This window comes from Paenibacillus sp. WG02, from assembly GCF_055396115.1.
The window spans coordinates 5,698,347-5,714,198 of record NZ_AP036016.1; the positions used below are offsets into that span (position 1 = coordinate 5,698,347).

The 15,852-nt window shown below is 44.3% G+C and carries 12 protein-coding genes; 4 read left to right on the top strand and 8 right to left on the bottom strand.

Annotated elements, in window-relative coordinates; genetic code table 11:
- Positions 1–92 precede the first annotated feature (92 nt).
- Together ACBP55_RS25925 and ACBP55_RS25930 are read right to left on the bottom strand one after the other, a co-directional pair.
- Positions 93–983, bottom strand: coding sequence for a carbohydrate ABC transporter permease (locus ACBP55_RS25925; protein WP_057306724.1), 891 nt, complete (start codon positions 981–983; stop codon positions 93–95).
- 29 nt (positions 984–1,012) lie between these two features.
- Positions 1,013–1,936 carry an ABC transporter permease gene (locus ACBP55_RS25930; RefSeq protein ID WP_464645760.1) on the bottom strand — a complete coding sequence of 308 codons (924 nt, stop codon included), beginning with the start codon at positions 1,934–1,936 and terminating at the stop codon, positions 1,013–1,015.
- A gap of 229 nt (positions 1,937–2,165) precedes the next feature.
- Here ACBP55_RS25930 and ACBP55_RS25935 point away from each other — a divergent pair, with 229 nt between their 5' ends.
- Positions 2,166–3,704 carry a response regulator transcription factor gene (locus tag ACBP55_RS25935; RefSeq protein WP_464645761.1) on the top strand — a complete coding sequence of 513 codons (1,539 nt, stop codon included), beginning with the start codon at positions 2,166–2,168 and terminating at the stop codon, positions 3,702–3,704.
- A 17-nt stretch (positions 3,705–3,721) separates the two neighbouring features.
- A complete protein-coding gene (locus ACBP55_RS25940) occupies positions 3,722–5,476 on the top strand; it encodes a sensor histidine kinase (RefSeq protein WP_464645762.1) in 1,755 nt (584 codons plus the stop codon).
- Positions 5,477–5,721: 245 nt separating this feature from the next.
- Here the strand turns inward: ACBP55_RS25940 and ACBP55_RS25945 are convergent, their stop codons facing one another.
- Positions 5,722–9,843, bottom strand: a complete 4,122-nt coding sequence (locus ACBP55_RS25945) for a carbohydrate-binding protein (protein ID WP_464645763.1) — start codon at positions 9,841–9,843, stop codon at positions 5,722–5,724.
- A gap of 162 nt (positions 9,844–10,005) precedes the next feature.
- A complete protein-coding gene (locus ACBP55_RS25950) occupies positions 10,006–10,899 on the bottom strand; it encodes a LysR family transcriptional regulator (RefSeq protein ID WP_464645764.1) in 894 nt (297 codons plus the stop codon).
- Positions 10,900–11,024: 125 nt separating this feature from the next.
- On the opposite strand from ACBP55_RS25950, the gene ACBP55_RS25955 reads away from it, so the two are divergent.
- A complete protein-coding gene (locus ACBP55_RS25955) occupies positions 11,025–11,765 on the top strand; it encodes an SDR family NAD(P)-dependent oxidoreductase (RefSeq protein WP_464645765.1) in 741 nt (246 codons plus the stop codon).
- A gap of 163 nt (positions 11,766–11,928) precedes the next feature.
- On the opposite strand, the gene ACBP55_RS25960 is transcribed toward ACBP55_RS25955, so the two are convergent.
- Together ACBP55_RS25960 and ACBP55_RS25965 are read right to left on the bottom strand one after the other, a co-directional pair.
- Complete coding sequence (locus tag ACBP55_RS25960) at positions 11,929–12,258, bottom strand: DinB family protein (RefSeq protein ID WP_464645766.1); 330 nt, start codon at positions 12,256–12,258, stop codon at positions 11,929–11,931.
- Positions 12,240–12,401, bottom strand: coding sequence for a hypothetical protein (locus ACBP55_RS25965; protein WP_464645767.1), 162 nt, complete (start codon positions 12,399–12,401; stop codon positions 12,240–12,242). The genes ACBP55_RS25960 and ACBP55_RS25965 overlap by 19 nt, the downstream gene beginning before the upstream one ends.
- A 196-nt stretch (positions 12,402–12,597) precedes the next feature.
- Between ACBP55_RS25965 and ACBP55_RS25970 the strand changes: the two genes are divergently transcribed.
- Positions 12,598–13,500, top strand: coding sequence for a LysR family transcriptional regulator (locus ACBP55_RS25970; RefSeq protein WP_464645768.1), 903 nt, complete (start codon positions 12,598–12,600; stop codon positions 13,498–13,500).
- Positions 13,501–13,625: 125 nt separating this feature from the next.
- Here ACBP55_RS25970 and ACBP55_RS25975 read toward each other — a convergent pair whose 3' ends face one another.
- Together ACBP55_RS25975 and ACBP55_RS25980 are read right to left on the bottom strand one after the other, a co-directional pair.
- Positions 13,626–14,243, bottom strand: coding sequence for a YdcF family protein (locus tag ACBP55_RS25975; RefSeq protein ID WP_464645769.1), 618 nt, complete (start codon positions 14,241–14,243; stop codon positions 13,626–13,628).
- A 715-nt stretch (positions 14,244–14,958) separates the two neighbouring features.
- Positions 14,959–15,669 (bottom strand): YebC/PmpR family DNA-binding transcriptional regulator, encoded by a 711-nt coding sequence (locus tag ACBP55_RS25980; RefSeq protein WP_464645770.1) that lies wholly within the window; start codon positions 15,667–15,669, stop codon positions 14,959–14,961.
- Positions 15,670–15,852: the final 183 nt, after the last annotated feature.

A 15,852-nucleotide genomic window follows, 5' to 3' on the forward strand; every position in this document is an offset into this window, starting at 1 on the left:
GATAACAGCTGATTGCATTGCTTGATGTGATTTCGTCCTATCCGCTGTGGATTGTGCTCCTACCACCGCCTTTCAAGAATGAGAATACTGGACTAGGATTTAACTGCTCCCACGGTCATGCCTTTGACAAAATACTTTTGCAGGAACGGATACACAATGACAATAGGCAGCGTTGCGACGATCGTTGCAGCCATGCGGATCGAATCCGACGATACGGCGAGTCGTTTGGCAGAATTCGCCATCTGCTGCGCATCTGACACCATATTTGACGTCTGATACTGATTCAAAATTTTGACGAGAACGGCCTGCAGCGTCTTAAGTTCAGGCTTATAGGTGAATACATAGGAATCGAACCAAGAATTCCAATGGCCGATCGCCGTAAACAACCCAATCGTAGCAAGTACCGGAGTCGTCAGCGGCAATACGATCTTGATGAAAATTTGCAGATCGTTCGCGCCGTCCATCTTCGCTGACTCGTCTAATTCCCCAGGAAGCTGCTGAATAAATGTGCGTACCAATATCATAAAAAACACATTCATAAGACCTGGCGCAATATACACCCAGAAGGTATCTATCAGGTGAAGACTCTTTAAGATCATATAGTAAGGGATTAAGCCGCCGCCGAAATACATCGTAAAGATGAAGAAAAGTGTGATGAACTTCCCGCCGACCAAATCACGCTTGCTGAGCGGGTAAGAAAGCAGACTGATTACCAGAACGGCGAGGGGTGTGCCGATCAGTGTGCGTGCTAATGTCACTTTGACCCCATTGAGGATTTCTTGATCGGATAATATTTGCGTATAGCTTGTAAAGGAAAACTCCCTCGGCCAGAAATAAATGCCACCACGGATCGTATCATCTGCACTGTTTACAGACAGCACGAGAATGTTCCAGAAGGGGTAGAACGTTGCGATAAATACCAGAAGGAGGAACACATAAACGAACCCGGCGAAGACGATATCGCCACGCGATCTTGTTCTCATTCATACCCACCCTTTCCTATCTTTTCGTTTTAGAACAAAGATTGTTGATTCATTCGCTTGGACAATGTATTAACGCTGATAACCAAAATGAAGGCAATGACCGATTTGAACAACCCAACCGCAGCGCCATAAGAGAACATGCCGTTCTGCAGTCCGTATCGGTACGTATAGGTATCGATAACGTCCGAATATTTCAAGATGGTGTTGTTTTGCAACAAATACTGCTGATCGAAACCCGCGTTCAAGATACCGCCAATTGACAAAATAGCCAGAATGACGATCGTTGGGCGTAAAGACGGAAGTGTGACGTGAAACATTTGGCGCAATCGGCTGGCACCGTCAACTCTTGCTGCTTCATACAGTTCGGGATTAATAGCGGCAATTGCAGCCAAATACATGATTGCGTTAAATCCCATATCCTTCCACATATTGGAGACAGCAATGATCCCCCAGAAGTAATGGCCATTTTGGAAAAATTGTACCGGTTCCTCCGTGATGTGCAAAAGCATCAGTAATTTGTTGATCAGCCCCTGCGAGGATAGCAGCGTTATGATGATGTTTGCCGCTATGACCCAAGATATAAAGTGAGGCAGATACGATACCGTTTGTACCACTTTTTTAAATAAGCCGCTCTTCACCTCATTGATCATTAAGGCCAGCACAATCGGAGCCGGAAATCCAATCAACAGCGATAAGAAGCTTTGCGCAATCGTATTGCGCATGATGATATAAAAATCACCACTGGTAAAGAAGTATCGAAACCACTCGAAACCGACAAACTTGCTCGCAAAAAATTGGTGGATAAAGGAACCTCCGCCGGGCGAGTAGTTGATGAACGCCATGTACAAACCGAACATCGGACCATAGGAAAATAAGATGGTAGAGATGAAGGCGGGCAGGATCATTAAGTATAAATATTTTTGTCCTTTCATCCTTCTGAGTCGCGCTTCCATATGTATAACCCGCCTTTTCCAGGCTGCGGCGGCTGATGCCGCTCAGTCACAACCATAATCATTTTGTATATTCTCATTATAGGAATGAGCAGTAAACAATTCTATACAAGCATTTTCAGAAACATATTCCAAATGAACGATCCTTTTGCGAAGTCATTGTTTATTTGAGGTATACGTTTTACAATAAAATTGGTTATATCAAGCGTCCGGAAAGGTGGCAGCGCTTTCAATGTACAGTATACTGCTTGTAGACGATGAAAAAATGGAACTCGAAATGCTGGCCGATTACGTTCGTTGGGGAGACATGGGTATTCGTGTCGCTGGAACAGCGAAGAACGGCAGAGAAGCGCTACAGCGCATGGAAGAGCTTCGTCCCGATATCATATTAACTGACGTCCGTATGCCGATTATGGATGGACTGGAATTCAGCAGAAGGGCCAAACAGATCAATCGCAATGTCCAGATCGTATTCCTAAGCGGTCACGATGAGTTTCAATATATTAAAGCGGCACTTTCCGTCGAAGCAATCGGCTATTTGTTAAAGCCCCTCGACATGGGGGAACTTCAGCATTTAATGGAGAAAGTCAAACAGAAATGCGAGGAATTCCGGATTTCTTCCCAAACCTCTGAAGTACTAAAGGAAACCTATCTGAGGGAGCTGATCTCGGAAAGCAGTCCCCTGATTAGATCACAATGGATTGAGAAATTGTTACTGCTTCCATCCATGATACCTTCTAACGGTTTTTATCAAATTTTATATTTAACGGTTGACCCTGTCAGCCATTATGGTGTAGAGATCGTGACAACTATCCGCAATTTCGCGCTGACGGAAATACCTCGTTCCTTTCTCTGTCAAATCAAAGAAGGAACCTTCGTTCTTCTCTATCACAAGCTTGATACTCCGTCGATAGAGCTTAGCCATGCAGCGGAGCAGCTGATTCGGTATGTCAACGACAGAAACGACGCCATCATTTCCATCGGTGTATCCGACGTTGGCATGGGCCTCGAAAGCTTATACGATTTATGCGCAGGCGCTAAACGAGCGAATGAAAGCAAATTTTATTTCGGCTTGGGATCGTGTACAAAGGCCGATCAAGCCGTCGATCCGGCCTACATAGAAGTGAACCCTGAGCCGGCAATTGCCTCACTTTGTCATGCCATTTCCCACCTGCAGGAATCTGCAGCTATTACCGTGATTCAAGCCTTCTTTGACACTATGCGCACCTCGAAGGTCGACAGGGATCTGGTATGCTCAAGCTCTTTGCGCCTTATTACGGCCATAGAGCAGCATTTTGCCCATTTAATCGGGGATGACTCCGTCAATTCGATGTATGTCGACGATTGGAAGCGTATCGCCAATTATTCAACCATAAATGAAATCGAAGATCACATTCTGGATGTCTGTCGTGCCATCCTCTCCCTTATGAAGGAAAAGAACAAGGACAAGAATCTTCATATTATTCATCAAATCGCTAGTCTCATCGACCGCAGCTTCAGCAGACAATTGACCATTGAGGATATCGCTAAACAGGTGTATTTGTCACCCAATTACGTGCGAACCATTTTTAAGGACAAAACTGGAGAAACGATATTGGAATATTTGACACGTGTTCGCATCCATCATGCTGCTGAACTGTTGAAAGACAAATCCAAAAAAATCCATGAGATCGCTGCATCCGTTGGCTACGAAAACGTTTCTTATTTTTGCTCTGTGTTTCAGAAGTTCAAAGGAACGACACCCAACGAATACCGGAAAAAACTTTTATGATACAAGGACGATTGCCCATGCCACTCCGGTTTGTAGTCAAAACGTTTCTTAACCTAAGTTTGCGCAGCAAGCTGTTCGCCGTCTTTTGTATCGTTTCGATCTTACCGTTGTTGTTTTTTGTGAAATATTCTTATGATACGACGACTCGGGAGCTAACCAGACAAATCTATACCAATATGATTGCAACGACAGATCAAATTAACGCCAATTTGGAAACGAAGCTGGATTCCTATTCGCAAATATCCGCATCCATTTATTTGGATAATACGCTGCGCCTGCTGCTGACCAAAGATTACACCGAAAACAGTACAGATTACCTGGATTCGTACATTTATTTCAATAATGTAATTAATAATGTACTGGCCACGAATCCCGACATTCGGGCGGTATCCATCTACACGAGCAATACGACATTTCCTGCGGACAGCGTATATATTAAGCGAATTGATGATGCGGCAAAATCAACCAATTGGTACGAGTCGATCGCCCACTCTTACGGAAATGTGACTTACAGCGTATCCTCATCTTCGGCTGTCACAGAACCTGTCTTCAAGCTGGCACGTTTGCTCAATAACAATAGCCTTAACTTTCCTTACGGAATTCTAACGTTCGATATCGCCGAAGCCGATATTTATCGGCTCATGGAAAAGGAAGATAAGCAAAAAGATATTTATATCGTTAACGAAAACGGAAATATCTTATCTAACCGCAACAAAGCGCTTCTGAACCAAAATATCGGCACATTGATCCCCGGTACTTTCGGCGAGAACAACTCAGGAAACTTCGACAGCATGTACAACGGCGAGAAATCACTCGTCGTTTACAACACAATCAAGAATGGCTGGAAAACGATTTCCGTCATCCCCTACAAGAGCTTTATTACGAACGCTCAAATCACCTCGAAGCGAATTCTAATCTTGGCTTTGAGCAGTATAGCGATCTCCGTTGTTTTGATTTATATCACCGCACGGTTCTTCACCAAACGGATCGAGTCTCTGCTTCAAGTCATCCGGCGGATTGAAAGGGAAGATTTTAATACCAATATGACGTTTATGGGGAATGACGAAATCGGCCAATTATCCTTTGCCTTCAAAAAAATGACAGGTCGCCTAAAAGAGCTGATCAATGAGGTCTACAAGAAGGAAATATCGAAGAAAGAAGCGGAAATGAACATGCTGCAAGCCCAAATCAATCCGCATTTTTTATATAACACGTTGGCGTCCATCTCCGCATTAGCCGTTAAGCACAGAGACAACACCATTAACGAAATGGTTTCACACCTTGCCAAGTTTTATCGGATCTCCTTGAATAAAGGAAAGATGATATTGCCCATTAGTGAAGAAATCAAACTCACCAAGTATTACATCGCTATTCAGCAGATTAGATTTGAGGGACTGCTTCGACTCCATTATGCGATTGACGATTCTGTACTTGTCTATCAGACGGTTAAGCTCGCGTTACAGCCATTTGTCGAAAATGCGATCAATCATGCTGTTTGGGACGATGAAGTAGGAATTAATATCATCATCAAGGTGTACAAGGATGATCGCGATATTTATCTGGAAGTGATCGACGACGGGATGGGCATGCGGACGGAAACACTGGAACGTGCTCTGAATAAAACCGACAACGTCTCGGGGTATGGGATCACCAATGTGGACCAGCGGATCAAATTAGCCTTTGGCGATGAATACGGTGTTACGCTTTATAGTAAATTCGGCATCGGGACGAAAGCGCAAATTCGTATTCCGCTGCATGGTATTAGTTCATAGGCCTATATCCGCCACTTTCCTCTTGATGTTGCATAACGTACAACAATTTAGGCCCTATACAATCCATTTCGTAATAAATGGGTTCAAAATGTTGTACAAACTGCAACATCAGCTTGAAAAATAGCCTTTGGACGTGTAAATTGTTGCACAAATTACAACATTGGCTAACCACGATAGCCTCTCTACCTCCATGTAGCTGCTGAACGACGCCAAAGGGGCTCTTGCAAGAGCCCCTTTTCCTTACGCTATTTACTGGCATTTTGGATCAAGTAATCGATGTCGGCGATGAGGATCACTGAGAATTCTTTGGTGATCTTTTTGCCGGTTAGAGCTTCCACAAAGATGCGCAGTGCCTTTAATTGGTGGACAGTCGCTTCTTTATTGTTGCTACGAATAATCGCTTCCACTTTGGCAAGCAACTCCTTGCCTTTGTCTGAAATCGTGATCGAACCGTTCGCAACACCGATATTGATGAGATCCATGAAATGATTGGCATCGATCTGTACCTGAAGCGTATACGTATTCGCCGTGACATTGCCGGCTAGATCAGTCCCGGTGATCTCGATCAGATGGTTTCCAGCGGCTAGTGTTGCAGGGGCAGCTTTGATTGGATTGCCCACAATTTTCTTATCCAGTTGGATGGTGCTATTGCTTACGCCGCTTAGTGCATCCTTGATCTGAACAGACAAGTTCAACGAATCTGTTTGCCAGATGGTTAATGGATCGGTTATTCGGACAACGGGCGCTGTGCGATCGATACCTACTGTTACTTGTTTAGCTGCCTCCACATTACCATACCGATCCTTCGAACGATAATGAATGTTGTAAACACCTTCCTCGGATAGCGTTACAGGTCCGTTAACCGTTACCCAATTGCCGCCGTTCAGCTGATATTCAGTCAACAGTATGCCTGTGCCTCCCGGTTGATCCACTGCTTTGAACGTCATAGTAATGTCTTTGTTGGTAAAGGTTCCGGAACCGCTAATCCCATCGAAGACGACACTCGTCGTAGGGGCAATTGAATCAAACTGAAGCTTAAACAGTTTAGACTCGGCTGGTTTCAGGGTTACGTCCAGCTTACCGCTCACTTTATCCTCAACTCCCGACCATAAATCCGTTCGTAGATAATTGCTGATGCCATTTAATCCCGCACGGGCCAGATCGATGGACTTAATAGAAGAGGAAGCACCGTTGTAATTGAAGACAGCCAAATAATAAGTTCCATTGTCATTCAGTATGAACGTATCTGCCGCACTGGCTCCAGTATTCCCTTCCACCGCTTGGAAAGCTTTACCTAGTAAAGCTACTCGGTTGATTTCCTTGTTCGTCATCAATTCGTTCATGTAGGCTTGGGCACTCGCATTATGAACGTCATCGGAATCCAAGAAAACTGTGCCGGAAATAACGGCAGAATTCACTCTGCTGCGCGCTTCGTCCAAGGAACTTGCCCTTGACAATGCCATATGATCTGGGTCGGTGTACGGGTAAATCGTACCATTCTGCCACCAACCATAGGTGAGCGCGTTCAGCTCATATTCGGTTTCACTGATTTTCCCATACACATCGCATGAGATTCGACGGCTGTGTGCATATTGGCTGGGGAATAACGGCGCAATCGATTCACTAATGAACATGCTGCCGTCAATGACTCTGTTCACGTAAGCCATCCCTTGATTATAAGCTTGAATACCGGTGGTCACGGTTGGGTCCGCATGCTTTCCTTCCAAAGAACCGTGCGTTAAGAAATCTAATTTGATATAAGTGAAACCTAATGCCTTAAATTTGCCCAAATAATAATCCATTCGTGCCTTCGTGCCTGGGTGAGTCGGATCAAGTGCATAGGCGCCGTCCAGCGTAGGCAAAATTTTCCCCGTGCTATCCTTCAATACAATATCTCCGTACGTATATTGATTGTTCGTACCCTCGACAGTTTGACTCATATTATTGCCCCAGTAAACGAAAGGGCCCCAATAAATACCTGCTTGCTGACCATTTTGACGGATGGTTGCCACCGCACTTTGCAGCTGGGTATCCGTTAAATTGTCCCAATAGGAGTCCAAGTTAATGTAGAGTGCACCTTTGTTGTTAAAATTATTGTTTTGAAGGTGCGTCTTGAAGTAATTCGACGTATCTATAACATCTTGATAGGTGAGATTACTGCCGAAGGCCCCCCAACTGTTCCATCCTACCGGAACTTCTTGGGCTACAGAGCCATGGAAGCTTAAGGGCGGAGTGAACACAGCGTTTGCACGTCCATATTCCTCGAGACCGGCACGGTAATCCGCAAAATAGCCGACAAACACAGTCGGTGATATTAATTCAGTACCAGAAATGCTTCCGTGAGGCTCGGCGTCGTGCGTTATGTTGGAGGATGCTCCGCCATACACCGTGAGACTATTCATTTTATTATTAAACCCGTTCCAGGAAATGCCCGTCTTCCACGTATCATGAGTGACAGAGCCAATCACGAGACCATTCCGATTCGCGTTATCATAAATAGCTGCTACTTCATAACCCGTGTTCGAAGTGTTGATCGATTGGGCCTTATACCGAATCCAATTATCATTATCAAATGGGACGAAAAGCGCTCTATTATCCGTATAGCTTCCAAGATCAACACCGCTGCTATTCTTCACAACAACAGGAGCCATATTATTGGTGGTCATAGGTGAAGCGTTAACCGCTTTTAATTGAGTTAGGAAGAAGTTCTTTCCTTCATATAAGGTATAGATTTGATGAAGCGCAGGTTTACTAGGCGATTCGTTGATGACAGTAAACCGAAGCCCAGTACCGAAACCGTCATGAACCGGGACGATCCCAGTATCCGATAAGGTATGACGGGTATAACTCTTACTGGTGACGAGCTCGCCCAATTGTAAGCTGCCGTATACGCCTTTCACTATTTTGGCGTCCTTCCAGGAATAATCCGCCAGACCGCTGTCTGTATGGTACGAAATGGTCGTCTCACCGTTCGAAAAAGTCGCGCCATACGTATAATGCGTTACGGTAATGGAACCGTACTGTTTCGACTGGACGGGATCGCCAAGGCTGCCGCCGACGTTATCGTCTTCGCCTGGATTCGGTTCAATCTTCGGACCGACCACGATTTTATCCAAATCCGGGGAGTAGCCATTGCCGTCAGCAAACTGGATCGTATTGCTTCCAGCTACTAACGCTAAAGAAATAACGTACGTATTTACCGTATTCCAGTCAGGTGTTTTCGGAAAGTCAAAGGTTTCAGCAGCTCCGCCGTTTACACTGACTTGTACGGAACGAGGATCGCCGGATATATAAGAAACCGTTACTTGATAATTTCCGGTTGAACCCACCTCAACCCCATTAAATTGCAAGGAGCTGCCTTGATATAAATTGCCGACTTTTTTACCCCCGGAACAGCTGCTGCAACTCGAAATGCTTGCCTTGCCGGCCAGTGTGTTAGAAGAAGACTCCGCTTCATACGTAACAATTTTAGGCGATACTGCGATCTTATCGATATCAGGGGAGTAACCATTGCCGTCAGACAAGATAATCGTGTTGGTGCCCGCTGCTAAAGAAAGATCAACGTCAAACGTGCCTACCGTATTCCAATCCGTCGTTTTCGGTAAATCAAAGAGCTCTGACGCTCCTCCGTTCGCGCTGACTTGAACAGACCTGGGATCGCCGGAAATATAGGACAGTTTCACTGTGTATATACCGGGTGCATTCACTTGGATTTGATTGAATTGCAACGAGCTTCCTTGATACAAATTGCCGACTTTCTTGCCTCCTGAACACGTGCCGCAATTGGACACGGAAGCTTTGCCAGTGAGCATATTTACAGCAGACTCAGCCTCGTAATATTGTGCAAATGTCGGCTGCGGTTCGCTTCCGCCTCCACCACCGGGAGTTGTTGTCGGCGCTACAACGATCTTGTCAATGTCGGGTGAATACCAGTTACCGTCGTCGAACACGATTGTATTCGTACCGGCATTTAATTGCAGCGTGACATCAAAAGTGCCAACCGTGCTCCAATCAGCCGTTTTGGGAAAATCGAAATTTTCCGCACTCCCGCCATTTACACGGATGTTCACCGAACGAGGATCACCGGATATGTATGAAACCGACACTTTGTAGCTTCCAGCTTCGTTCACGGTAACTCCGTTGAATTGCAGCGAGCTTCCTTGATAGAGGCCGCCTACCTTCTTTCCTCCCGAGCATACGGTGCAATCGGCCACTGATGCGTTACCGCTTAAAACATTAACCGAGGCTTCGGCTTCATAGGTTTGACTTTCCGCATACGCGGTTTGAACGCCAATACCCGCGTTGGATGGGACCGTCATAAACAAAAGCATGAACAAAGCTACCCATTTCGCAATCCTTTCTCGCATAAAATCTCTCCTTGTACAATGTAATTACATTCATATCCATTATAGGAATGAAATCAAAGAGATCTCTACACGATAATTTTCAGAAATATACCGATAATTAACGGTCTTTATAATTCACAAGCAAAAAACCCACAGAAGCGGGCTGAGGGTCTAAGTTTTGAGTCAATTGGGGACATGTTCAAGAAGTTCTTGCTTGAGAAATGGGTAAAGCTTTAAGCTAGCCAGCTTCAACGAATATTCCGATGGCTTGGAGAGAATACCGAAAGTCATGTCTATTAGACTTCCGCTCATCGGCCGAGTCGTAGTACCTTTAGGAATTGGTTTTAAAATAATCTCTGGCACCAGGGCAATACCTAGTCCGCTTTCGACATAATGTTTCAGCGCAGTCATACTGCCAATCTCCATCGTGTCGATCGGAATGTTCCCCGATTCCTGCAATACCATCTCAAGTTTTCTACGGTACGGACAGGTTGCTGACGTGATTAACAGACGATGTCCACGTATATCCTCTGGCGCAATAACCGCTTTTTGGACAAGTGGATGGTTCTCCGGCATCAAGACCTCAAACTTTTCCTTAAATAAGGGTTCAAAATAAAGCTCAGAACCGAGATCCGGTGCCGAACAAAGAGCCAAGTCAATATCCCCTTTCAGAAGCCGCTCGCTCAATGTTGGCGTGTTGCCAAATTCCAAAGAGATGCGAATTTTCGGAAATTGTGATAAAAACCTCTCTAAAATACTAGGCAATCGATAACTGGCAGTTGGCTCCGTCACACCTAAACGGATATTCCCCCTCTCGCCTAGTTGCAAATCCGACAAGTTCATTTGTAATTGATCTACATTCTTTACAATTTGCAAACTCTGTTCGTAGAATAGTTTTCCGGCTTCGGTTAACCGGATTTTTTTTCCTCGTTCGATAAGTTGAACTCCCAATTCGGATTCAAGCTTTTGAATTTGCATCGTAACGGTCGATTGTACATAATTCATTTCATCCGCTGCTCGGTTAAAACTACCGTACTTTACGATCAGTTGAAACGTTTTTAATGTTTTAAGATCCATCACATTGCCCCTAGATTCAAGTTCATTTTTTTTGAACTCATTGTTCAATTAATTCAATTATACAAATTGTAAATGGCAATATACAATCATTTATATCAAAGTGCAGCAAAAGGAGATAACTCATTATGGATTTAAAAGACAAAGTGGCTCTTATTACTGGCGGGGGTACAGGGATCGGAAGGGCTACTTGCCTGGCACTAGCCGAGCGGGGGGCAACCGTCGCCGTGAACTATTCGCGCTCCAAAGCCGATGCGGAGGAAACAGCACAAATCATTAATGTAAATGGCGGACGCGCAATTGCCGTGCAAGCCGATGTCTCTCAAGACAAGGAAGTCAGGGAAATGGTTGATACATTGGTACAACAATTCGGAACGATAGATTTGCTTGTGAATAATGCCAGCATTACCCGGCATATCCCACTTAATGATCTGGAAGCGGCAACAGAAGAAGTTTGGGACGAACTTTTTGATGTAAATGTCAAAGGCATGTATTACTGCGCGCGAGCTGTTGCCCCATTCATGAAAATGAATAAACAAGGAGCAATCGTCAACCTCGGCAGTATAGCGGGACAAACAGGATTAGGCTCCTCGCTTCCATACGCCGTATCCAAAGCAGCAGTTCACGGTCTTACGAAATCGTTAGCCCGCGCCTTAGCTCCGGATATTAGAGTCAATTGCGTTGTGCCGGGAGCCGTCGCGACAAGATGGTGGTCTGGAAGGGAAGAACAAATGCAGAGGTTAGCTCCTAACCTTCTGCTGCAGCGCATTTCAACACCTGAAGATATTGCTAAATTTATCTGTGCCGCCTTGGAACAAGAAGCAATGACAGGTCAAATCATTACTATTGATTGTGGACAAACGTTATAATGTCAACCGAGAATAAACAATTTGTTTAACTTACAGTTTAGCAGAGAAGGCTGCCGTTCGATTGTTAAGGGACTTAAATAAAGCAAAAGAGGAGCTGCTGCAAAGCAAGCTCCTCCCTTTTTTTCTAGTGTTCAATAACCCTTCAAAAGTTTCTCGATACGGTTTAATACTTACCTTGAATGACCTTACGTAAGCAATCGCAGGTTGCAAGATGCATCCCTTCATGGACCAATCCAAAGTTGAGCAACTCTCCCGCCCGATTAAAGGTGAGCGGTCCAAATTGCAGCGGCGCCTCCAGCGGTACCTCCAGACTCTCGGGAGCTAACTCGGATAGGGAGTTAAGCTGATTTGACAGCTGTTGGATTAACTCTTCCTTTGAAGGAGGCGTGTCGGCCCAGTTTGCCGGCGCTGTCCCGGAGTTGAAGAACGATGCGTAGCTTGCGGGAATAGCCGATTCTTTCGAGAAGCCAAGCGTCATGTAGTATCCATCCAATAAATCATGTGTCCAATGTTCCAGCGAATCGTGTTATTATAGGAATCAGCTTGAATGTCGAACAGTTCCTCAGGGATGGCCTGCACCTGGTACAGCACCACTTGACGTACTGTTTTTGCCGTGTCGATAATCATTTTTGACATGTTGTTTTCCTCCTTTGTAATGAGAAGCGTTTGATATGTTCCTAGTATAGGTCTCATGGAATGTTCCATCAATGCAGTGCGCATTACCGAAACGTTAAGTATAAGTTAATGATTATGAATTGACAGAAAAAGAAGATGAAGTGACAATAATTATTGAACATCTATTCAGCGATGCATTTGAAAGCAGGTGTGAGCTATGGAGTTAAAACAACTGCAGTATTTTATGGCGATTTGTGAAGAGCTCCACTTTACGAGAGCAGCCGAGAAGATGGGAGTCAGTGCACCTAACATCAGCCAGCAGATAAGGAGATTGGAAGAAGAATTAGGGGTTTTACTGTTCGATCGCGTGGGAAAAACAATCGTCCTCACAGAAGCCGGAGCGATCCTTCATGAACATGGTGCTGCCGTGTTCGTACATCTGCAGCAAGCTAACGATGCCATTTCTGACCTGAAGCAAATGCACGGTGGATCTCTTTCCATCGGTGTCTTGCCCGGTGACGCGGATCTCATGTTTAATGCCTTGCTGCTGAACTTCCATCAGACCTATCCCACCATCGCGCTGTCCCTTCTGGAAACCACGAAAATAACAGAACAAGTACTGGACAGAAGCATCGACGTTGGCGTAACCATCGGACCTGTTATCGATGAACGCCTCACGTCAATTCCTCTGTTTCACGAGGAGTTCTCATTGGCGGTAAGCACGAATGATCCCCTTGCCACGGAGAGCTTCATCCCCTTGAACAGACTGCCTGCCCTGAAAATGGTCATGTTCCCACCCGACCATCAATGTCGTAAGCTGATCGACCGTTTCTGCAAGGACAAGGGGTTTACTCTGCAGCCGCATATGGTCACGACAACGTTATCCTCCCTCCTTCAGATGGTGCAAAGCGGAGTTGGCGCCTGTGTTCTGCCGCGATTGCTGCTGGATAATCTTCACAATAAAGACATCAAGGTTCTTCACCTGAGAAATCCTACGCCTTCTCAAGACATTTGCCTGATCTACCGCAGCGACAGGTATGTCGGATACGCCATGCGCACGTTCATCAAAACTCTGAGAGCCTACATTGAGACCGTTATCAATCATGCCAAGTCTTCGTAGATAACGATGGGTGAATCCTACTATATTTAGGATATCTGCCCGTTCAATAAAATGAGAAGACTGCCGTTCCATCGATGTCGGCAGCCTTCTCCTGATGTTTTTCGAGCTATGATTCCTTAATCATCTTATACAATCTTAAAATCCAAAATATCCCCTATCTTTGCGTAATGAATCAATCCCTTTATTTCTTTACAGACACGATTACGTCCATTTTCATAATTCCACCAATTATCTGGCCTGGTTGTTTTGTCAAGAACGGGATAAAAACTATACTCAATCCATGAAGGTGCATATTTTTGGAGAGTTAAATGACATCTACGCATGTGGTAAAAAGCAGTGCAAATCATTATACGTTGTATGTTCTTTAATCCTAAGTATTCATCCAACACAAGCAATGATTCAATTACATTTTCCTTGGTATTAGTCGAATTAGTTTCCATGATTATGTCTTTCTCAGGCACACCACTCTCTAATGCCATTTCCTTCATGGGTACCGACTCAAAAAACTCACCGTTATCTCCACCTGAAAATAGAATTTTCGACGAACGACCTAAAAAATATTGCTCTACAACTGCTGGAGTGCGGTACTTCGTACCTGTGCGACTTGACGGTACGAAAATACAATCGCACGGCTTTCCGTCATCGCTAATATTCTTAAACAGAATGTCATGTATCAACTCTTTAGAAAAAGAATTTTGATTCAATTCTGAAAGATACAGCGTCATCTCCACCTTTCCAAACATGGAATAATTCACCTAAATGTTATTTAAACCTTATGGCGGAAACGAGGTATAAAATAAGGACTACACTAAAAAGGTTCCAAATACTTGGTATTGACGCGACAGATAAATAAAGACCGTAAGGCAACGACCAAGCAAATACAATGTACATGAAGATTCTATTTCTCAAAAATGTGGCGATAATGCCTAAAAATGCAGGAAGAATCAGCATGATAAGTAAGATAAATACCGTTTCATTCTCCGCTTGCGTCTTTGAATACGGGTTCCAGAACAAAAAAATGATACACAGAATTATGCACCCCACGCACGCAACCAATCCTAAGAGGGAATATTTCGATTTCAATGAAAGCCCTCCTTCTGAATAGTATATTATTTCGTCGTTGCATATTTTAAAATAACTCATATATTGATACTCGTATCTTCTCAATATTTCCGTTTTTTTACAACGGCGTTGTTCACTATTAGCTGAAAATTGTTCAATAACAAAAAAGAGACCCATAGCAATGGGCTGAGGGTCTCTTTTGATTGACACTTGAAGAAAGTAGATGCCGCGGCTTTTTTGAAAAACTCGATCAAGAGCTTATTGGTTTCTTCCGGTGCTTCTTCAGGAATCCAGTGGCCGGTTTTCTCAGTTACGGTAGAAAACAACAAAAAAGCCGGTTCCTTTTTACAGGAAACAGCTTTATTCGATGTTGTATCAGATAAAATTTCTTGTTGGTTATTCCACGTTATGATAAACCTGCTGTACATCCTCTAAATCTTCCAAAGCATCAATCAATTTATCGAATTGCGCTTGTCCTTCTTCCGATAAAGTGACGTTGTTTTGAGCTAACATCGTCAGTTCAGCAATGGCAAACTCCGTGATTCCAGCCTTTTTGAATGATTCTTGAACAGCATGGAATTGCTCCGGATCAGCGTAAACCATCACGATCTCATCTTCTTCAGTAATGTCACGAACATCTACATCCGCTTCCAGCAAAATTTCCATGATGTCATCGATGCTCTTGCCTTCAATCCCGATAACAGCTGTGGCATCGAACATGTAAGCGACGGAGCCGTTTACACCCATATTTCCGCCATTTTTACTAAATGCTGCACGTACGCTTGAAGCCGTTCGGTTCACGTTATTCGTGAGTGCGTCCACAATGACCATCGCACCGTTAGGTCCGAAGCCCTCATAACGAAGCTCTTCATAAATTTCATCTGAGCTGCCTTTTGCTTTATCGATGGCGCGATCAATAATTGCTTTCGGCACATTATAGGTTTTGGCCCGTTCGAGTACAACTTTCAGCGCACGATTCGCTTCAGGGTCCGGTTCACCTTTCCGAGCTGCTACATAAATTTCAAGGCCGAACTTAGCATAAATTCGACTTGTATTTGCATCTTTAGAGGCTTTCTTCTCTTTAATGTTATTCCACTTTCGGCCCACGATTGATCCCACTTTCTATTTTTATTTCATTAATATAATAACCCATTTTCATTCTAAATGGAAAAAAATTTGCATCGTCTACTCCCGAACTAACATTTTTCGTTGTATGCGTTAAGCACCATGGATGCGGGGGACTCAATGCTGAGAAGCCGATTTTCGGCTTCTCAGGCACTACCGACGAGC